Source organism: Bifidobacterium thermophilum (assembly GCF_002846655.1).
In the GTDB taxonomy this organism is placed as follows: Bacteria; Actinomycetota; Actinomycetes; order Actinomycetales; family Bifidobacteriaceae; genus Bifidobacterium; species Bifidobacterium thermophilum.
In genome coordinates, this window is the sequence record NZ_PCGX01000010.1 from 196,743 (window position 1) to 217,122 (window position 20,380).

General features: G+C 58.6%; 15 protein-coding genes. 8 read left to right on the plus strand and 7 right to left on the minus strand.

What is annotated here, in order from left to right:
* Nucleotides 1–278 precede the first annotated feature (278 nt).
* Nucleotides 279–575 (plus strand): hypothetical protein, encoded by a 297-nt coding sequence (locus CQR48_RS06305; RefSeq protein WP_101452378.1) that lies wholly within the window; start codon nt 279–281, stop codon nt 573–575.
* Nucleotides 576–1,071: 496 nt separating this feature from the next.
* On the opposite strand, the gene CQR48_RS06310 is transcribed toward CQR48_RS06305, so the two are convergent.
* On the minus strand, nt 1,072–2,088 hold the full coding sequence (locus CQR48_RS06310; RefSeq protein WP_015450796.1) for a DUF559 domain-containing protein: 1,017 nt from the start codon (nt 2,086–2,088) through the stop codon (nt 1,072–1,074).
* A 1,108-nt stretch (nt 2,089–3,196) separates the two neighbouring features.
* On the opposite strand from CQR48_RS06310, the gene dapD reads away from it, so the two are divergent.
* A complete protein-coding gene (gene dapD, locus CQR48_RS06315; protein ID WP_101452379.1) occupies nt 3,197–4,186 on the plus strand; it encodes a 2,3,4,5-tetrahydropyridine-2,6-dicarboxylate N-succinyltransferase in 990 nt (329 codons plus the stop codon).
* A 179-nt stretch (nt 4,187–4,365) separates the two neighbouring features.
* Nucleotides 4,366–4,731 (plus strand): DUF1304 domain-containing protein, encoded by a 366-nt coding sequence (locus CQR48_RS06320; protein WP_015450798.1) that lies wholly within the window; start codon nt 4,366–4,368, stop codon nt 4,729–4,731.
* A gap of 1,097 nt (nt 4,732–5,828) precedes the next feature.
* Here CQR48_RS06320 and CQR48_RS09160 read toward each other — a convergent pair.
* The 4 genes from CQR48_RS09160 to CQR48_RS06335 all read right to left on the minus strand — a co-directional run bounded on the left by CQR48_RS09160 (nt 5,829) and on the right by CQR48_RS06335 (nt 9,235).
* A complete protein-coding gene (locus CQR48_RS09160) occupies nt 5,829–5,981 on the minus strand; it encodes a hypothetical protein (protein ID WP_168983689.1) in 153 nt (50 codons plus the stop codon).
* Nucleotides 5,982–6,060: 79 nt separating this feature from the next.
* Nucleotides 6,061–7,353, minus strand: coding sequence for a citrate synthase (locus CQR48_RS06325; protein ID WP_015450799.1), 1,293 nt, complete (start codon nt 7,351–7,353; stop codon nt 6,061–6,063).
* Nucleotides 7,354–7,633: 280 nt separating this feature from the next.
* Entirely contained in the window at nt 7,634–8,413 is a 780-nt protein-coding gene (gene map, locus CQR48_RS06330) for a type I methionyl aminopeptidase (RefSeq protein WP_015450800.1), read from the minus strand.
* A 141-nt stretch (nt 8,414–8,554) separates the two neighbouring features.
* Entirely contained in the window at nt 8,555–9,235 is a 681-nt protein-coding gene (locus CQR48_RS06335; protein WP_033491892.1) for an HdeD family acid-resistance protein, read from the minus strand.
* A 204-nt stretch (nt 9,236–9,439) separates the two neighbouring features.
* On the opposite strand from CQR48_RS06335, the gene CQR48_RS06340 reads away from it, so the two are divergent.
* Entirely contained in the window at nt 9,440–11,518 is a 2,079-nt protein-coding gene (locus CQR48_RS06340; protein WP_033491891.1) for a M13 family metallopeptidase, read from the plus strand.
* 177 nt (nt 11,519–11,695) lie between these two features.
* Here CQR48_RS06340 and CQR48_RS06345 read toward each other — a convergent pair whose 3' ends face one another.
* Both CQR48_RS06345 and CQR48_RS06355 read right to left on the minus strand, forming a co-directional pair.
* Nucleotides 11,696–12,331 (minus strand): single-stranded DNA-binding protein, encoded by a 636-nt coding sequence (locus CQR48_RS06345; RefSeq protein WP_081602308.1) that lies wholly within the window; start codon nt 12,329–12,331, stop codon nt 11,696–11,698.
* A gap of 780 nt (nt 12,332–13,111) precedes the next feature.
* Nucleotides 13,112–14,932: a proline--tRNA ligase gene (locus CQR48_RS06355; protein ID WP_180335125.1), complete on the minus strand. Its 1,821-nt coding sequence runs from the start codon at nt 14,930–14,932 to the stop codon at nt 13,112–13,114.
* 845 nt (nt 14,933–15,777) lie between these two features.
* Here CQR48_RS06355 and CQR48_RS06360 point away from each other — a divergent pair.
* The 4 genes from CQR48_RS06360 (at nt 15,778) to CQR48_RS06375 (ending at nt 20,372) form a co-directional block, all read left to right on the plus strand.
* Entirely contained in the window at nt 15,778–17,379 is a 1,602-nt protein-coding gene (locus CQR48_RS06360; protein ID WP_101452382.1) for a type 2 periplasmic-binding domain-containing protein, read from the plus strand.
* 247 nt (nt 17,380–17,626) lie between these two features.
* On the plus strand, nt 17,627–18,616 hold the full coding sequence (locus tag CQR48_RS06365) for an ABC transporter permease (protein ID WP_101452383.1): 990 nt from the start codon (nt 17,627–17,629) through the stop codon (nt 18,614–18,616).
* A gap of 9 nt (nt 18,617–18,625) precedes the next feature.
* Entirely contained in the window at nt 18,626–19,567 is a 942-nt protein-coding gene (locus CQR48_RS06370) for a carbohydrate ABC transporter permease (RefSeq protein WP_101452384.1), read from the plus strand.
* Between the two features lie 118 nt (nt 19,568–19,685).
* Nucleotides 19,686–20,372: a YesL family protein gene (locus tag CQR48_RS06375; RefSeq protein WP_101452385.1), complete on the plus strand. Its 687-nt coding sequence runs from the start codon at nt 19,686–19,688 to the stop codon at nt 20,370–20,372.
* Nucleotides 20,373–20,380 lie beyond the last annotated feature (8 nt).

A 20,380-nucleotide genomic window follows, 5' to 3' on the forward strand; every position in this document is an offset into this window, starting at 1 on the left:
ATCAAGTGGGATGCACGGACGGGTGACGACGTATTCGGACTTGTTGCCGCATGATTGAGAGCCACCACTCACAATCAAGGGAGCCGAGTCAAGAAGCCGGTCAAGCCAGTCAAGCCACATAGTCAGTCGAACGAAACCGCTGGTCATGCCAAACCACCGGTCAGTTATGTCCCAGAAATTGGTGTATGAAGCCCTGTTTCTTGCGGGCTTTGAAAAGGATCACCGCCTAGTATCGCCATTGATGGATAAGTGAAATTGATGGCGGGAAGGACCAGACGATGACCGTAAGGCATACGGTAGCATCATTGGACGATGAACAGGCGCGGGACTTGCTGTTGCAGGTCGCGCGCGGGCAGGAGGAGATGCGTTACCGGCCCTCACGGATGCTGGAGCTGATGCCGGACGCGTTGATGGGCGCGGAGGTCGACGAGGCGAGCGGTGCAGCGTACATGACGCGCGGCGAGGTCGGCGGAAAACGGCGCAACACGGATGCCTACGAAACTACAGCGACGTCGAATCGCAAGAGTCCCAGGAACAGACCTCTGACACAGTCACGGTTTGCGTCACACTCGTAGCCACGCCGGGAAAATCGCGACAACCTCGGTAACTACACACCGCCCCGGAGGACATGATTCCGTCCGGGCACAATCGGATTCCAAAACGTTACACGCAACGACGACACCTACGGTGCAACCGAGAAGCAAAGGGACATCATCGACTTTTCGACCGCAACGCAGCAAGAACGTCCACGTGATTATTTCGAAGCCGCGCCACATTGCACGATTTCCTACCGGACCGACGTCAATCCAGCCACAAATTTGGCACACATTGCGCAATCATCAGGCGTGTCAAATATCGCCATGACATCAGTGATCTTCCCGTCACCGGCCCATGAATCCAACGCGCGTCTTGCGTGCGACACCGAGTGCGGAATCGAAGTCAATGTCGCCGGCAACCGCCTGCAACCGTCAGTAAACCGTCAGTTTTCTCCCAGCAATCAGGCATCAGCACTGCCATCGCCCAACAACAACCAAATTGTCCGCACTGCGCAATTAACACACCATCAACCCATCAACCGTGCGCATCAGCCTTCTCGGTCATAGAATCATCAGCCTCTTTATCTATCCGCAGCAAGCGAGAAGCCAATCGTCGCAATGGAATCGGCCCAGTCACGGCATGTTTCCTCCCCGACCGGCGTTCCAGGCGCGAGGCCACACTTACAGCGAGCGCGCGTCGTTCAACATCACTGCGCATATCATTCCAGGTGACATTCACGCACATCCAGCCAGCATCCTCGAGCAACGTACGACGGCGAACATCCTCCTCCCAATTGCTCGCATGCTGTTTACCGTCGTATTCCACAGCGACTTTGCACTCAGAATATGCAAGGTCGAGGAAGAATCGCCGACGTCCGCCCACGTTCGCCTGCCCGGTGTCATTCCTGATATCGACGTGCGGATTGACTTGCGGCATCGGCAAGCCATAGGACAGCAGCATCAACCGCAATTCACTTTCTCGGACAGAATCAGTGTTCTCCCTCATCAGCACCATGGCTCTGCGAGAATTCACAGTGCCCGCCGGCATTCTTCGCTTGGCTTTTCGAATCTGCTCATGCGTCGCATGACACGAATCGCGAAAATCACGCAACGTCATCCACCGTTGATCGCTATCCCTGCGCATGAACGCATCGCCCAGCAACACCAACGATTCCAGCCTCGAACGACGCGCGTACATCAGCCACGTCGTATCCGGCGCGACGCACGTAATACCCTCAAGATGCACCAGCCGCGTGGGATAGCTCCAATACACGCAGCGGACGCCCGCGATCCGTCTGCGAGTTTTCTGCGAATCCGCGACCACGACCAACTCGTCATGATTCAATTCATTCGGCACATCGATGCACAGCAATTTCAATGCGGTGCTCAGCGCAAAAATCAGCGGGGAAGCGGCGCGCGCCTGAAGTTCACGACAACGGATCAGCGTCTCAGCTTGGATACGTAACAGACGGACCTGAGTCGTTTCGGTGCGACGGCCATTCGCCTGCGTCATCAGCCCCGATCTTCGATGTTCAACGGTGTTCATGTTCATACGGTCGACGCTAGCTTGTCGCGCTTTCCGTCGGAAGCTGGAACGGACAATGTGGTCAGAAGATGAAGTTATCCACAGTAAGGTCGTTCCCTGATTGTCGCAGGCGGGAGGCGGTCGGCGGCAGCGGGCAGTGTGGCATCTATCGGTATCTATTCCCGATATCCGCCTCGCAAGAGTCTGATATCTGTCTCAGGTATGTGCCCAGCATCCGTCGAGTTTTCGCTTGTGACCTGCCAGGGATCCGACGGTCTCCGGCATGCGTCCGCTGTGAGCCGGGACTCACAACAAAACAGGTTGACGATGGCTGTCCCCGCACCGACGCATAAGAACACAACTGGTTGTGAGCGCCCACTCACAACCAACGACAAGAGCGGCAATAACCAACCACCGACCGACAGGCCAGTATCGTTGGTTGCAAGTCACCACTCACAACCAACGATCACGGCGACAACAATCGACAGCCTAACTAGATTCCACATCGTTGGTTGCGAACTGCCACTCACAACCAACGATATTGACACACAGAACAGCCGCAGAACGGGTCTGCTGCGTCCATATTGTGAGCCCCACTCACAACCAACGATAAGGACACCAACAACCAACCAACGGACAGCATTCCACACCATCGATTGCGAACCACCACTCACAACGAAACACCTTGATGACTGCTCTCCGTGTACTCGACGTACAAGAACGCAACCGATTGTGTGCCGCCACTCACAACCAACAGCATGAACGAGCAGAACCGCAGCAGAACGGGACCCAACACACCCACATTGTGAGCGGCCACTCACAACCAACAACAGGGCGCCCCAAACAACTACAGATGCAACCACTCCACTTACCGATTGTGAGCCACCACTCACAACCAACAATCAGGACGGCACCATCAACCGCCAAACACCACCACGACAAACACCACCCGGCCAGATGCCACCCAGCCCACCCCATCACCGCAACGCAACTCGCGCACCGGAATCCGCCTGTCGATAACCGGCGAACCGTAATATACTCGCCAGTAAGCGCACCATGCATAAAGCGCACCTTCAGGACATCGCAAACCTCTAGGACATTGGCACCTCAAGGCACCAGAAAGCAGGAGAATATCATGGCAGACCAACGCACCGCATGGGGATGGGGACTGGCAAGCATCGACGCCGCCGGCACCACGCTCGACGTGTGGTATCCGAAACTTACCCTCGGCACCGCTCCATCGCCAGCCGACCGCCCGGCACCCGGGTTCGACGCTCTCGTCCGCGAACAAGCCGACGCACGCGGGGTACGACGCATCCCGATTTTCACGGTCAGCAATTTGGACGCAGCCCCCACGGATGCAGCCGATGCCTACCTGCGTCTGCACCTGTTGAGCTTGCGCCTGGCAAAGCCGAACACCATCAATCTTGACGGCATCTTCGGCGTGCTCACGAACGTCGTCTGGACGAACTACGGCCCGTTCGCGATCGAAGATTTCGCCCTGCGCAAGATGGATGTACAGGCGGCCGCAGCGAACGTCGTCAACGGCGCCCCCAGTGCCAACGTCGAAGTCATGCTCGTCGACAAGATGCCACGTATGGTCGACTATGTGGTCCCGACCGGCGTGCGCATCGGCAACGCCGACCGTGTGCGGCTCGGCGCCTACCTGTCGGAGGGCACGACAGTCATGCATGAGGGCTTCGTAAACTTCAACGCTGGCACGCTCGGCGTTTCCATGGTTGAAGGCCGCATTTCACAGGGCGTAGTCGTGGGCAACGGCTCGGATATCGGCGGCGGCGCATCGATTATGGGAACGCTGTCAGGCGGCGGCAAGTTGCGCAATTCCATCGGCGAGCATTCGCTGCTCGGAGCCAACGCCGGCATCGGCATCTCCCTGGGCGATAACTGCGTGGTCGAAGCGGGCCTATACGTAACCGCCGGCACCAAGGTGACCGTCTACGACAAGGCGAAAGTCGCGGCCGGCGAACCGCTCGACGTTGTCAAGGGTTCGGACTTGAGCGGCAAGAACAACATCCTGTTCATCCGCAATTCGGTCAGCGGCCGCATCGAGGCACGCTACCGCAAGGTCGGCATCGCGCTCAACGAGAAGCTGCACAAGAACTGACGAATATCTCGAAAAATGCGGGGCAGATGAATCATACAACCTGTATTACTTTTCGTTTGCCCCGTTTTCTGATGCAACCGACGGCGAACGTCAAGCCATCTGCAGTGATGCGGATGTCGAGCGTTATCTACGGTCCGTTCCACACGCAATCGTGAGAAACAGAAGAAAGAAGTACTATCATGCACATTGTCAGCATGGTCCTTGTGACCTTGGTATCTCTTGAATTCATGTACATCTTCTATTTGGAGACCATCGCGACTACATCATCCTCGACGGGGCGCGTGTTCGGCATGACGCACGAGGAACTGTCGCGCGATTCTGTGACAACGCTGTTCCGCAACCAAGGGGTGTATAACCTGCTGATCGGTGTCCTGTTGCTGATCGCGCTGTTCGCATACCACTCGCAGGCAGCGGTCGCATGGCTCTTGGGATACATCATCGCAGTCGCCGCATATGGCAGTTATACCAGCAGTCCGTGGATTATTCTGAAGCAGGGCGGAATCGCGATCGTCGCTTTGGTATTCACGCTCGTTTTTGGAGTATGAGCGGCGGATTCCGCGTATTGTCTCTGATGATGCGCTATTGATTCCAACGGGCTCGGGCAGGTTGGGACTCAGATTGGGCGAAACTGCGCGTCTTGGGTTCTAGTCGGCTGGAGTCCGAACCGGCAGAGCCCAAGGCAGGGTTAGACTCGCACGGCTAGGTCTCGGATAATCGAGATCTTGATGAATCGGAACATTCACCGACCGGGGATTAATCAACCGCAAGCTTGGCGAATTCAAACCCATCAAGGTCATTTGTCCTTCTCCCATGTTGGTTGTGAGTCGTCGCTCACAACACGCTGGCAAACGCCACGCATTTGAGAGGCACTGACCGCACCTCTGTCCTGGCTGTGAGTCGTCACTCACAATCGACAACACGACGCAATCAATGACGACCGCGAACAGCTTCTCTTTGTTGTTGGTTGTGAGCCACCACTCACAACCAACGATCAGAGCGACGGCTATCGGCCGCCGGACTATATTCCACACCGCTGATTGTGAGCCGCCACTCACAATCTGCAGCGCGAACGAACAGAACAGCCATAGGTTGGGACCCACTGCGCCCACGTTGTGAGCCGCCACTCACAACCAAACACGCTGACGACGCTCATCCACGCACCGACACGACAGAACACAACCGATTGTGAGCCACGACTCACAACCAACGTGAGGATGAGCGCATAGGGCGGCTTGCACAGATGCGGGCGATCACACGACATGGGCGATCACACGACACGGGCAATCACGACACGGGCAATCACGACAGGGCAATCACGACGTACGAGGGCTGGGCGAAGCGTAATCCAACCCAGTCAAACACTAACGGGCGCCGCGATACAGGTTGTGCGGCGCCCGTCATCGGCACGGTCAACGGGAATCTACCCCGCCATGGGAAGACTGCGCTCGTCAGTGTTTCTATGTTGCTGACACGATTGCGCCAGGACGAAGATACCAGAGAGATACCAGAGACAAGCAATCCCACTTCCCCGGACCATCGGTATTCTCAGCCCTTCGACACCATCTGTGAGACCATCGGCACCCTCGGCACCAGCAACACCGTCATCGGACTCGCCATCGGCCAACCACCGGCACCAGCAACGTCATCGACCAACGTGATCGGTCAACGTCGTCAGCCAACGAACCGGCACCATCAACGCGCCATCAGCCAAGGTCGTCGGCCAACCACCGGCACCAGCAACGCCGTCAGTCATCACATCATCAGCGCCATCAGCGTCAAAGACCATCAATGCCACCGGTACACTCAAGCCTTCGGCACTATCCGACTCGAAACGCCGCCAACGGAGCCAACCAAGTCAACGCCATCAGCACAAATCAGCGCTGATCCATCGGAACATAATCGCGCTTCGCCTCACCCGTATACACCTGGCGCGGCCGGCCAATCTTGGTCATCGGGTCGTCCAGCATTTCGCGGTACTGCGCAATCCAGCCGGGGATGCGGCCGAGCGCGAACAGCGTCGTGAACATGGCCGGGTCGAAACCAATCGCGCGGTAAATTAACCCGGTGTAGAAGTCGACGTTCGGGTACAGATGGCGAGAGACGAAATACTCGTCGTTCAACGCGATCTGCTCAAGTTCCGTAGCCACGTCGAACAGCGCGCGCTCATCCTTCGGAAGCTTCAACGTCGCTTCATGCTCCACGATTTTCGTCAGATACGACTTTGCGATGGCCGCGCGCGGGTCGTACGACTTGTACACGCGATGGCCGAGCCCGGCAATACGCTTGCCGTTGTCCTTGGACCATTCGACGAATTCCTTGACGGTCTTGCCTGAATCACGGATGGCTTTGAGCTGACGCAGCACCGCCTCGTTGGCACCGCCATGCAACGGACCGGACAGCGCGTTGACACCCGCGGCGACCGCGGAATACAGGTTCGCGTGCGCGCTGCCCGCGATGCGTACCACGGAGGTCGAGCAATTCTGTTCATGGTCGGCATGGATAATGAGCAGACGGCCGAGCGCGTGCACATACAGCTGGTCGGATTCGAACGGCTCGTATGGCACGGCAAAGCACATGCGCAGGAAATCGTCTACATAGCCGCGAGAGACGTCCGGATAGAGCATGGGCTCATCGCGACGGCGACGGAAGATGTAGCTGACGATGGTCCGCGCCTTCGCCATGATGATTTCGGCCGCTTCGTCAAGCTGATCGGAATCGTTGACATCCGTGGTGTCAGGGTAGAATGCGGCGAGCGCGTTGATGGCGGAGGCGAGCACGCTCATCGGGTGCGAAGTGCGCGGGAACGACCCCATGAAGGTGCGGAAATCCTCGCCGACCATGGTGCGATGGTTGATGTCGGAGCAGAACTTTTCGTACTGCTGGCGGGTGGGCAGCTCACCGTGACGCAGCAGCCAGGCGACTTCAAGGAAATCGGACTTTTCGCACAACTGCTCAATCGGGTAGCCTCGGTAGCGCAGAATCGAGTTGTTGCCGTCGATGAACGTGATTTTTGATTCACATTGCGCGGTCGTCAGGAAACCGGGGTCAAGCGTGACCCACCCGTCGTTGCGCAAACTGGACACAACGATGCCGTCCGGACCCGAGGTCGCTTTGACCAGCGGCAGATCGTACTGTTCGGAATCGATCTTCAACTCGGCTGTCGCCATCAGCTCCCCTTTCTGTAGAATGCCTTCGCATCTGCCACACGCTGTTCACGGCGATAATACGACAATGTTCATGCATGTTCTGGAGTGTGTTCATGATACCAGACCGTGTCTTGGTGATGACCCGGCCGTCTTGCACAATGGTCATCATGACGCTTTTCGCGGGGACCGGAACGCCGATGGTCCGATATCCACGCTCTGGCGGCGACACGAAAAATCGGCGGGGGCGAAACGTATACCCGTTCCGCCCCCGCCGGGGATACCCAAGGTAATTCGGGGCGGTTTATTCGTCGCGAGCGGTGAGAATCACCGGGCCGTTCTCGGTGATGGCGATGGTGTGCTCGGTGTGCGCACCGCGCGAACCATCGGCGGAACGCAGCGTCCAGCCGTCCTTCGGATCCTGGTAGATCTCGTCGGTGGTCTTCATGAACCACGGTTCGATCGCGATGACCAACCCCGGGCGCAGCTTGTAGCCGTGATGCGCTTTGCCATCGTTGGCGACGTGCGGATCGCCGTGCATGATATGACCCACACCGTGGCCGCCGAACTCGAGGTTCACGGTGTAGCCCTGCTCGTGCGCAACATCGCCGATGGCTGCGGAGATATCACCGAGACGGTTGCCCGGCTGAGCTTGCGCGATGCCGGCGGCGAGCGCATCCTCAGTGCATTTGATCAGGCGCAAGTCCTCGGGATCCTTGTTCTTGCCGACCACAAAGCTGATGGCGGAGTCGCCGACCCACCCGTCGACGCTGATCGCCAGGTCGAGGCTGACCAGATCGCCGTCTTTCAGGTCATAATCATAGGGGACGCCGTGCAGCACGGCATCGTTGACGGAAATGCAGATGTAATGCTTGAACGGGCCAGTGCCGAAGTCCGGGGCGTAATCCACGTAGCAGGATTCTGCACCCTTACGGCTTTCGATGCGGCGGCGAACGTAATCGTCGATGTCAAGCAGATTGGTTCCCACGCCGGTCTGGGCGCGCAGTTCCTTGAGAATGCTACCGACAAAATGGCCGGCAGGCTTCATTGCTTCGATTTCCTGAGGTGTTTTCAGTTCGATCATAATTGCAACCCTACTTCGTGCGGCTTACAAAGCAAGCCGTTGCCTTGAAGCCAGACGGCGAACCGTTGGCTGGAATGAGCGGGCCGCCTGCCAGTTGCGGCAGGCGGCCCGCTCATTCCGATGACTGTTCTTCAGCTACGTTCAGCGCTTGCTGGGTTTGCCGAAGGTGAACGCACGCACGATTGCGCTGACACCGAGCACGATGAGCGTGATGCCGCCGAAAATCATCAGCGTCAACGCCGACGGCCCCGGCCAGAACAGGATCGCGATGCCCGCGATAATCGAGATGATCGCGTAGAAAATCGCCCACCCCTGCTTCGGTAGCATCCAGGATTCGGTCAGCGCCATAATGCCTTCAACAATCCAGCAGATGCCGACGGTCAAGGTGATGACGATGAGCAGGGTCTGCGCGGACAACGCCGTGTACTTGAACATGATGACGCCGCCAATGGTCAGCAGCAGGCCGACGATGATATCAAGCACACGCCATCCGGCGGGCAGACCGAGTTCGACAATGGCGCTGACGATACGCACCACGCCGGCGACAACGAAGAATACGCCCAGCGCGATGGCCGCGACGACCAGGGTCTTGCCCGGCCATACCAGCAACGCGACACCGAGGATGACGGCGACGATGCCAATCAGCCCATAGGCTCCGCGGATGGTGTTCTTCGCACGCTGCGGCAGCATCTCCTCGACCAGGCGGAACGGGTTGAACGAATACTGGTTCCTGTCGTCGGATTCGGGATTCTGTCCCGCGTTCGGGTTGGGGTTGTTGGCATACGGTCCATAAGGATTCTGATTCATATTCTGATCAGTCATGACTACTCCTTTCCTTACAGGCACCGGATTTTGCCTACATTTCGTATTGTATTCGCGCACGATGGTCTTGTGGGGCAACGACATGCGAAATATTGTCCGGTTTCTTGCGCCCGTGCCCGCACTCTGCGGGTCGGCTGCTCCACCCGCCAGGTACCCCCGACGGAACAATGCCGGATTGTCACCGAATCTGGCTAGGGTGAAGCTATGAGCAACGCTTTGGTTTCCGGCCTTGACCCGGCCTCTTTCTCCTCCGTTATCAAGCCCGCCGACGACCTGTTCCGTTACGTGAACGGGCCTTGGATCGACACCTATCGTCTTCCGGATGACCGTTCCCGCTATGGCTCCTTCGACAAGCTCGCAGAGAACGCCGAAAGCCAGATTCGCGACATCCTTGAGGATGACGATTGCCCCGCGACGAAGTCCCGTGCCCTCTACCGCGCGTTCTGCGACACCGATGCCGTGGACGCCGCTGGCATTGAGCCGATTCGCCCCGATCTTGATGCCATCGACCATGCCGCGGATAAGACCGCGCTCACCCGCGTGCTCGGCTCGTTGAACCCGACCGGGGGACCGGACCTGTTCGCGATGGCGATATATGGAGACCCGGGAGACCCCGAGCATAACATCGTACACATCGAACAGGCGGGCATCGGCTTGCCGGATGAGGCATACTACCGCGAGGATCATTACGCCCAGGTCCGCGAACAGTATGTGGCGATGGTCGCCAAGCAACTGCGCCAGGCCGGGTACGGCGACGAGCTGGAATCAGAAGAACAGGCGAAGCGCTTCCTCGAGGTTGATACCTCCATCGCTTCGCACCATTGGGACAACGTGGCCACAAGGGATTCGCAGAAAACCTACAATCCCACTGACTACGCGGCATTGAGCGAGTCGCTGGAGCATTTCGGCCTATCCGATTGGGTGGACGCATGGCAGACGGCATACGACGCAACGACGGCAGGCAAGGCGCAACCGCTTGATTTCAGGGCGATTGTGCAACATACGATCGTGCATGAACCGAGCTTCCTGTCCGGGCTTGACGCATTCTGGGCGGCAAGCGACTTGGATGATCTCAAGCTGTGGGCACGCGTCCACACCATCATCGGATGGGCGGGCATGCTCAGCCATGAGTTCGACGAGACGAATTTCGCGTTCTATGGCAAGGTGCTCTCCGGAGCCAAACAGCAGCGTGACCGGTGGAAGCGCGGCGTTTCGCTGGTCAACGGCGTGTGCGGTGAGGACGTCGGGCGCGAATACGTCAAACGTCACTTCCCTGAAAGCTCCAAGCAGCGCATGGAACAGCTCGTCGGGAATCTGATTGACGCCTACCGCGTGTCCATCAGCACCAGCGACTGGTTGAGCGAAGCGACCAAGGGTAAGGCGCTGGAAAAGCTCTCAAAGTTCACCGCGAAAATCGGGTACACCAGTCATTGGCGTGACTACGCCGCCCTTGACGTACGCGATGACGCCGGACTTGTGGACAATATGCGTGCCGCGTCCCTGTACGAGAACGGGTACCAACTGTCCAAGGCCGGCAAGCCTGTGGACCGTGATGAGTGGTTGATGAACCCGCAGACAGTCAACGCCTATTATGAGCCGTCACTGAATGTCATCGTGTTCCCGGCAGCAATTCTGCAGCCTCCTTTCTTCAATCCCGAAGCCGATGACGCAGCGAACTACGGTGGCATCGGCGCTGTCATCGGTCATGAAATCGGCCATGGCTTCGATGACCAGGGCAGCCAGTACGACGGCGACGGCAAACTCAACAACTGGTGGACCGACGAGGACCGTGAGCACTTCGAGCAGCGGACCAAGGCGCTCATCGAGCAGTACAACGGTTTCGTGCCGAGCCAGCTCGTCGAGAAGTACGCCGACGAGCCGGACAAAGCCCCACACGTCAACGGCGCGCTAACCATTGGTGAGAACATCGGCGACCTGGGCGGCGTGAATATCGCGCTCAAGGCATACGCCTTCGCCCTCGACGCCGCTGCCGGCAAACCGGAGGACGGCTCGACCGACGCCATCAAGGCAGCACTCGACACCGCGCCCGTCATCGACGGTTTCACAGGGCTTCAGCGTTTCTTCCTGAGCTACGCCTCGATTTGGCGAACCAAGCAGCGCGACGAACTCGCTGAGCAGTACCTGCAGATCGACCCCCACTCCCCCGCAGAATTCCGTACCAACGGCATCGTGCGCAATGTCGATTTGTTCTACACGGCGTTCAACGTGCAGCCCGAGGACGCGATGTGGCTCGACCCCGACAAGCGGGTACGCATCTGGTGATGCCACCTGTGTGCCGATAGGGCGCACGATTGCAGACGCCGGACCATGCACCGCCGCCATATTCCGTCGTGTCACGGATATGACCGACCGGCAGTATTCCTCCCCACCACGTGGCCACGAAGACTCCCACATGCCTTCGTGGCCATTTTTGTTTGCCCGTTTTCAAGCCGTCCCTGGTCAAAATACCTCCTCAGGAGGGTTCTCATCATCTTCGGGCATGGGATATGCTTCACCCTCAGCCGCTTGGGGCTGTTGCGTCTCAGCGAATGGGTCGCGCGGAAGACCCCCTTGGTTTTGCCCGGCGGAGGCTTCCGGAGGCACGGCTCCCTGATTAGGCGCACCTGATATGGAAGCCTGCTGCATTTGCGGTTGTCCCTGCGGCTGCTGCTGTTCCTGCGGTTGCGTCGACGTCCCAGGCGCCGGTGCCCCGGACGCAAATCCTGATTTCTGCCTAGTGAACTGCGATACCCCAAGTCCAAGATCATGGCCGATGGAAGCCGCTTCGATGACCGTTCTGGAATGGGTTTCGCCATCGCGTTCCCACTGCTCGTTCGCCAACGTGCCCGACACGATGATCGGATCGCCTTTATGCACGCTAGCCAGTACATTGCGCGCCAGCGAACGGAACGCCTTGACCGTAATCCATATGGTCGGGCGGTCCCTCCATTCCTTTGCGGAGTTGTCGAAATAGCGGCGAGTACACCCGATCCTGAACGAACAGGCGGGCACATCCTTGCCGAAATTGACCGGGTCGGAACCGGCGTATCCATTGATGGTTATCAGACCTTGCTGCACCATTGCTTTCCCCCTCATGATTGCGAATCCATGACTGCGATATGTGGACTGCAGCCGCGACGGGGACACGTCCTACCACACAACTGGAGATTGGAGCGAGGAGAGAAGCCTGTCGTATTGCAGGATGTCACCGTCGCGTCTGCGGTACTATTCATTCTTCCGGATGGCATGGGTACTGCGCCAGCCAATCGGAAAATGTGGTCAAAAGATGCATTCAGCTATCGCAATCCGCAAGAAATCAAGGAAAAGTGAGAAACGGCGGAATGTGGATAACTCATGATACCGGTGTTGCTTCGCGTCTGTCGATGTGGTACGAGCCACAAGGACAGCCGGTTTGAACGAGAACGTCGGCTGGGAATGCCTTCGACGTTTCCGCTTACAATCAGGTCGAGATACCACATCCCAGCAACATTGGCAGGGTCCCCGCCGTCCCACCGTAACCGGTTTGGGTAGTGGCGCCAGCAACCTAACGCGCACATGTCGTCGGCGTAATGAGGTTTTCAGGAAAGTCGCTCGGCTGGAAGCCGCCGAGAACAGTCGTTCAGGCGAGGACGCCGATTCGACAAACCCAGCGAATCCAATGAATTCCACAAATCCCGTACGAATCCCGACGAATCCCGCAGCGCCCGCAAATCGCACGAATCCTGCGAATCCCGCGGCATCCACACGCAGTGGCGGGCGTCACCTTACTCAGATGACGCCCGCCACAGGTTGAATCATATCTGCGCGCACACGCACGGAACACGAATCACATCATGCCGTACTCTTGCCGTACGTTGTCTGTGCAATACCCGGCCTCTACTTGTCAAGCAATGCGGCAAGACGATCGGCGATGGTCTGCGCAGCCGCATCGACGGCGACAGCCTCGGAGTTCGAACCGTCACGGTCACGGACCTCGATTGTGCCGTTGTTGACCGTGTCACGGCCGACGACAGCGACCAGCGGCACGCCAATCAGCTCGGCATCCTTGAACTTGACACCCGGGGAGACCTTCTTGCGGTCGTCATACAGCACTTCGATGCCACGATCTTCAAGTTCTGCGACCAGCTTTTCGGCGGCGTCGAAGGCCTCGGCGTTCTTACCGGTGGCGAGGACATGCGCCTGGGCCGGGGCGATGACTGCAGGCCAGGCCAGACCCTTGTCGTCATGATGGGTTTCGGCGACGCACGCGAGCACACGGCTGACGCCGATGCCGTAGCAGCCCATCCACACCGGGACGGCTTTGCCGTTCTGATCGAGGACCTTCAGGCCAAGCGCGTTGGAATACTTGAGACCAAGCTGGAAGACCTGACCGATTTCCACGCCGCGTTCGAAGCTCAGCGGGCCGGAACCGTCCGGGCTCATATCGCCATGGCGAACCTCGACGGCCTCGACAGTGCCGTCGGCGGTGAAATCACGGCCATACACGAGGTTGTAGTAGTCGACTTCATGCTCATCGGCACCGGTGAACCACGCGGAACCGTGGGCGATATGCGCGTCAACGAAATAGCGAATCGGGTGCTCGACACCGCGCGCCGCAGCCTGCGGGCCAAGGGCCATCGGGCCAATATAGCCGCGAACCAGCTCCGGATGTGCCTTCAAGTCATCCTCGGTCGCTTCCTCAATCTCGGCGGGGGTGAACTGGGCTTCCAGACGCTTCATATCGACAACGCGATCGCCGGGCACACCGACAACCACGAGTTCGCGCCACGGCTTATCATGGTCGGAATCCTCAGGGTGTTTGACGGCGATGACCACATTCTTCAGGATGTCACTCGCCTGCCACTGACGGCCGTCGCTGCGCGGATGATCCGCATTGGCGCGCGCGACCATGTTGTCAATGCTCATCGCGTCAGGGGTCGGGACCTTTTCGGCGGCAGGAGTGTCGGAATAATCCTCGACCGGCGGTTCCGGCGTGGTCAGCGCCTCGACGTTCCAAGCCTTGCCGGACGGGGCAAGCGCGAAGGTATCTTCACCAATCGGCATCGGGGCAAGGAACTCCTCGGACGCAGATCCGCCCATCGGGCCGGACATGGCGAACACCGGGACATACTTCAAATCAAGGCGGGTGAAAATGCGCTCGTAGGCGCCGCGCTCGTCCATGTAGGCCTTGCGCATGCCCTCCTCGTCAACGGTGAAGGAGTAAGCGTCCTTCATGATGAACTCGCGGCCGCGAATCAGACCGGCACGCGGGCGGAACTCGTCGCGGTACTTGGTCTGAATCTGGTAAAGCGTCACCGGCAGGTCCTTGTACGAGGAGTACATGTCCTTGACCAGCAGGGTGAACATCTCCTCATGCGTGGGGGCCAGCAGATAATCCGCACCATGGCGGTCCTTGAGACGGAAGATGTTTTCGCCGTACTCTTCCCAGCGGTGGGTCGCCTCGTACGGTTCGCGGGGCAGCAGGGCCGGGAAATGCACTTCCTGGGCGCCGATACCGTTGATTTCCTCACGAATGATGCCCTCGATCTTATCGAGGACGCGCAGGCCGAGCGGCAGCCACGTCCAGATGCCTGGAGCGGCTTTGCGGATGTACCCGGCGCGTTGCAGCAGTTTCGCGGAATCGACATCCGCATCGGCAGGATCCTCGCGCAGCGTGCGCAGGAACAGCGTAGACATACGAAGTGCTTTGGAACTCATGAATCCCAAGGTATTCGCGTTATGGGACATTGGGGGACGAGCGTCTGCTGGCATCGCGGGCGCGGTGGCGTCGGTGGGGCCGGTGAGCGCGGCAAGCTTGGTGGGTTCGGTGGGGCTGGTGCGATTGATGGGATCACGAGCACGATGAGCGCGGTGGGTTTGGGGTTCGGTGGACTTGGTGGGATTGGCGGGTTCGGTGGGCACGGCCGGTTCAGTGGGCACGGCTGGTTCAGTGGACGCGACGGGCTGAGCAGGATCGGCGGCACGACGGGTTCGGCAGATTCCACGGACACAGCGGCTTGGTAAGTTCGGCGAAATCAGCGACCTGGCGGGTTCAGTGCGCGACAGGCTAAGTGGAACGCAGCATTGATGAAGCAGCAAGGAATATCAAGAGCCGCCATGTCCTAAGCACTAACCATCCGCTACCCGCTCACCACTGCCAAATCACCGTCATTCGTCGACGCCATTCACCGGCACAACACATTCACCGCCACCTGTCGCCATCCACCGGATGCCACCCGCTATCACAACCGCATACAACCCGCAACCAAATCTCACCGCCACCCCACCAAGACTGAGCATCACCAAGCATCACCAAACACCGACAAAGATCAGCAATTAGCTGTGATATCAAGGATGGTTACGTTCCCATGTAAAAACGACACGCGTGAAACGTTTAACGTTTGCCGTTAAACGTTTAATGTTTTACAATCGAGCGTGCGAACGGAAACCGACACAGGAGTCAGCAAGCAAGCAATACGGATCCAATCCACAACAGCCTGTCAGTTGAATCCTAATAAGTTCCGCAGCACCACAAACAAATCATTAAGTTGAAGGACAGAGAAATGGCACGAAGAAGTGTACGGATGGCCATCGCTACCATCGCCGCGGCATCCATGCTCATCCCCCTCGCCGCCTGCGGTGGCAGCGGCAAGGCCACAACAGACGCCAACGGCAAACCGATCGTCACCATCCAAGTCAGGCGCAACGTCACCGACAACCCGATGAAGAAGACCCAATTCTCCAAGGATCTCGAAGCCGCCTGCAATTGCACGATCAACTGGCAGGAGATCAGCGATAACGCATGGGGCCAGCAGAAGTCCGCCAAGATGGCTGCCGGCGACTTCCCCGACATCGGCCTGGCGCTGTACGACTCCACCGACGTCACCAAGTATTCCTCACAGTTCGAGGACATGTCCAAGGACCTGTCCAAGCTGCCGAACGTCCAGAAGTTCTTCAAGGCGCAGCCCGATGCCAAGAAGTTCGCAGAAGACAACGGCCACCTGTATCTGCTCCCCTCCGACCGCGGCAAGGGCTACCGTGTCTCCGCCACGCATATGTTCATCAACAAGACCTGGCTTGACAAGCTCGGCCTGCCAGTCCCGACCACTTGGGGCGAGCTGAAGACCACGCTTGAGGCCTTCAAGACCAAGGATCCGAACGGCAACGGCAAGGCCGATGAGGTCCCGATGAACATCCGCGGCTTGGGCTTCGGTCTGTGGAGCCCGCTGACGCTGATGAACTCCACCGGCCTGACCACGAGCTTCATGGGCGCCTCCGCATCCAGCCAAGGCTACTATGTCAAGAACGGCAAGGTCGCCAGCTACCTGACCTCCAATGAGCTCAAGGACACCATCAGCTACCTGCACTCACTGATGGCCGAAGGACTTATCCCGAAGGACGCGCTGACCCGCGACGCCTCCAAGTACAACTCGCAGACCATCAGCGACGGCAAGACTGCCATCAGCGGTGTCACCTTCGGCTGGTCCAACTACTCGGAGTTCGGTGACAAGCTCGCCGATCAGTACATCACACTCCCTCCGCTCAAGCAGAAGGCCTCCGACCCGGATTCCCAGGTCAAGTGGGATTACTCGCAGCCGGCAGCTGAATACGCCTACGTGCTCAGCCTCAACCCGAAGACCGCGAACAAGGATGCAGCGCTCAAGCTCATCAACGCGATGTACAGCGAAAAGCTCTCCGTCTCCGGCTTCTACGGCTCCATCCCGGATATCGTGACCGACAACGGCAACCACAAGTACACCATCGACAAGGCCAAGGCCTACGCCGAGTATCCGGACACCCGTGCCGTCGCACTCCAGGATCGCTTCGCCGGCTGGATCCCCGATGACGTGACAATCGTCAACGACACCAACGCCGAGCAGGTCACCGCCAGCGACCAGGCCGTGCGCGAAACCATCAAGAAGAACGTCGACCCGGTCAAGGACGTCATCCCGATCTGGGTGCACCCGAGCAGCGAAGACATGGACACCCTGTCGAACAACAACACCGCGATCTTCAACTACACCGACAACCAGCTGGCCAAGTGGGTGCAGAAGGGCGGCATCGACAGCGAGTGGAGCGACTACCTCAAGAAGGTCAAGGAACCGACACTCGGCCTCGACACCAACATCAAGATCTGGCAGAAGTACTACGACAAGCAGGCCTGAGCCTCTCGTAGACTGCCAATCAGGCGGATTCCGCGGGGCGCATGACGTAAGCGACGTAGGCATCGCGCCCCATGCGCCCCGCGGACACACCGCACAACAACAAGACTTACCCCCTGATTCCTTGAACGGTGGAGGAGCTGAGCTCCTCCACCACCTCCTCTTGTAGACGCCTCGCGACCACAGAACAAGCAGGTTCACAGCCGTCACACGTCACCCGGCCGATACACCAACAACATTTGGAGCTAGCATGACCACGCCATCAATCACCGCAGCGGCGGCTCCGTCGGCACCAGCCACCCGACAGCCATACGCCGCTGAAGCGAATACACAGAAGAAACCCAACATCATCGACAAGCTCGCGCGCCACTTCAGCCGCTACTGGGAGCTGTGGGTGCTCAGCGCGCCGGCCCTCATCTTCGTGGCGGTCTTCGCCTACGTGCCAATGTGGGGCATCCAGCTCGCCTTCCGCAAGTTCGACCCGGACAAAGGCCTGACCGGCGGCGATTGGGTTGGATTCTACTACTTCAACCAGTTCTTCCACTCCCCGCTGTTCGGCGAAATCATGACCAACACCATCCGCATCAGCCTGTGGACCCTGGTCATGGGCTTCATCTTCCCGATCATCCTCGCACTACTCATCAACCAGATTCACTCCACCAAGGTCAAGGGCTTCGTCCAGACCGTCACCTACATGCCGCACTTCATCTCCGTCGTGGTCATCGTCTCGATGCTCAACATCTTCCTGACCCCCGGCAGCGGCATCATCGGCCGTTTCCTCGGCCCTGAAAGCGTCATGGGCAACCCGAAGGCGATCACTTCCGTCTACTGGATCTCTGAAGTCTGGCAGCATTGCGGATGGAACTCCATCATCTATCTCGCCGCACTCGCCGGCGTAGACACCTCCCTGTACGAAGCCGCAAAAATCGACGGCGCCGGACGCTGGCAGCTGATCCGCACCGTTGATATCCCCGCGATCATGCCGACCGCAGGCATCCTGCTGATCCTGAGCATGGGCAGCGTCTTGAACGTCGGCTTCGACAAGATCTTCCTGATGCAGAACTCGCTGAACCTGCCCGCCACCGAGGTCATCTCGACCTACACCTACAAAATCGGTATTCTCAACAGCCAGTTCTCGTATTCCACCGCAATCGGCCTGTTCAATACGGTCGTCAACTTCGTCTTCTTGATCACGGCGAACGCGATCTCCAAGAAGATCTCTGAAACCAGCATTTTCTAGGAGCCAACCATGTCGACAACAACAGTTACGCCAGCCCCGAAAACCTCGGGCGATGAAATCCCCTGGAACAAACACCAGCACCAGCATCTGACCCCAGGCGACTGGGTGACCTCGATCATCATCTACGGGCTCATCGCTCTGGCGGTGATTACGGTCCTGTACCCGCTCTGGTTCGTGGTCATCGCGTCCTTCTCCAACCCGAACAAGGTCGCCGCCGGCGACGTGTTCCTCCTGCCGAAGGGCGTCACCTTCGTCGGCTACGCCAAAGTGTTCGCGAACGCCCGCATCTGGCGGGGCTACCTCAACACCATCATCTACTCGGTGGTCGGCACCGCGGTGAACCTTGCGGTCACCATCCCCTGCGCGTTCGCCCTGTCCCGCAAGGAATTCAAGCCGCGTCGTGTCATTCTGTTCCTGTTCACCGTCACGATGTTCATCGCCGGCGGCCTGATTCCGAACTACTTGCTGTACAAGCAGCTCGGCCTGCTCAACTCCATGTGGGTCTTCATTCTCCCGGGCGCGGTCAGCGTGTACAACGTGATCGTGGCCCGCTCCTTCTTCGAGACCTCGATTCCTGAAGAGCTGTTCGAAGCTGCCCAGCTGGATGGCGAAAGCTACCTCGGCTACTTCTTCAGGATCGTGATCCCGCTGAGCTCCGCGATTCTCGCCGTCATCGGCCTGTACTACTTCGTCGGCCACTGGAACGACTTCATGACAGGCTTGATCTTCATCACCGATGATGAGAAGCAACCGTTGCAAGTCGTGCTTCAGCAGCTGCTGCTCGTTGCGCAAGGCACCGCGACCAACGTCGATGCCGCAGCCCAGCAACAGGCCGCCGACCAGATCAAGTTCGGCATCATCATCGTTTCGACGCTGCCGCTCATGGTCATCTACCCGTTCCTGCAGAAGTACTTCAACAAGGGCGTCATGCTCGGAGCGGTCAAGGGCTGAGCCCACAACGCACTTGCCGGGATGTCGTTATCCCCTTTGCGGCATCCCGGCGATTTCTCGAACCGCGGGTGCAACGGTCTCACCGTCACCCGCACACGACTTGACTTGAAGGAGAGTCATGTTACGTTCATTCGCCGTAGGATACGAACGCTTCTGCCGCGTCGTGCTCATGATCGCGGTCACCCACGTGGCGTTCCTCGTGCATACGCTGATGGGCGTGGTCGTCATCGGCCTGTTCCCTTCGATTTCAGCGACCTACACGACATACCGCACCTGGTGGCTTGACGAAGACCACAGCTGGAGCATCCGCCAAACATGGGCCGTCTTTCACCGCGCGTGGAAGGACGAGCTCGCCGGCGCGAACCGGTTCGGCTGGTCTCAAGCGCTGTTGTGGCTGCTGCTGATGTTCGACTACTGGGTGGTGAACTTCCATGACGCCGGAACACTGGGATACGCCAGTGCAGGCGTCTTGCTGATTGGCATGGTGTTCTACGGCCTGTTCTGCAGCCTGTCATGGGCAATGAGAGCCAACTTCAATGAATCCGGTTGGTGGATTGTCCGCATGACCCTCCAGATGGTCATCGCACGTCCACTGTGCAGCCTGTGCCTGACCGTCCTGGTCATCCTCACCGTATGCGCATGGATGACATGGCCAGGACTCGTCCCCGCATTCGGAGTAGCATTGCCAGTGTTCTTCGTCATGATGATTGTCGGCAAATTCGGCAAAGTACCGGGCATGGTCAGGCCGACCGAAGACGACAAGCCCCGTCTGCACTTGCAGACGACCGGCACCGCAGACAAGTAAGGAGCACA

Coding starts and splice junctions, on each gene's coding strand:
- CQR48_RS06335 (WP_033491892.1), bottom strand. CDS start 9,235: ATGACTGATCAGAATATGAATCAGAATCCTTATGGACCGTATGCCAAC.
- CQR48_RS06370 (WP_101452384.1), top strand. CDS start 18,626: ATGTCGACAACAACAGTTACGCCAGCCCCGAAAACCTCGGGCGATGAA.
- map (WP_015450800.1), bottom strand. CDS start 8,413: ATGATCGAACTGAAAACACCTCAGGAAATCGAAGCAATGAAGCCTGCC.
- CQR48_RS06355 (WP_180335125.1), bottom strand. CDS start 14,932: ATGAGTTCCAAAGCACTTCGTATGTCTACGCTGTTCCTGCGCACGCTG.
- CQR48_RS06310 (WP_015450796.1), bottom strand. CDS start 2,088: ATGAACATGAACACCGTTGAACATCGAAGATCGGGGCTGATGACGCAG.
- CQR48_RS06325 (WP_015450799.1), bottom strand. CDS start 7,353: ATGGCGACAGCCGAGTTGAAGATCGATTCCGAACAGTACGATCTGCCG.
- CQR48_RS06375 (WP_101452385.1), top strand. CDS start 19,686: ATGTTACGTTCATTCGCCGTAGGATACGAACGCTTCTGCCGCGTCGTG.
- CQR48_RS06345 (WP_081602308.1), bottom strand. CDS start 12,331: ATGAGGGGGAAAGCAATGGTGCAGCAAGGTCTGATAACCATCAATGGA.
- dapD (WP_101452379.1), top strand. CDS start 3,197: ATGGCAGACCAACGCACCGCATGGGGATGGGGACTGGCAAGCATCGAC.
- CQR48_RS06305 (WP_101452378.1), top strand. CDS start 279: ATGACCGTAAGGCATACGGTAGCATCATTGGACGATGAACAGGCGCGG.
- CQR48_RS06340 (WP_033491891.1), top strand. CDS start 9,440: ATGAGCAACGCTTTGGTTTCCGGCCTTGACCCGGCCTCTTTCTCCTCC.
- CQR48_RS06365 (WP_101452383.1), top strand. CDS start 17,627: ATGACCACGCCATCAATCACCGCAGCGGCGGCTCCGTCGGCACCAGCC.
- CQR48_RS06320 (WP_015450798.1), top strand. CDS start 4,366: ATGCACATTGTCAGCATGGTCCTTGTGACCTTGGTATCTCTTGAATTC.
- CQR48_RS06360 (WP_101452382.1), top strand. CDS start 15,778: ATGGCACGAAGAAGTGTACGGATGGCCATCGCTACCATCGCCGCGGCA.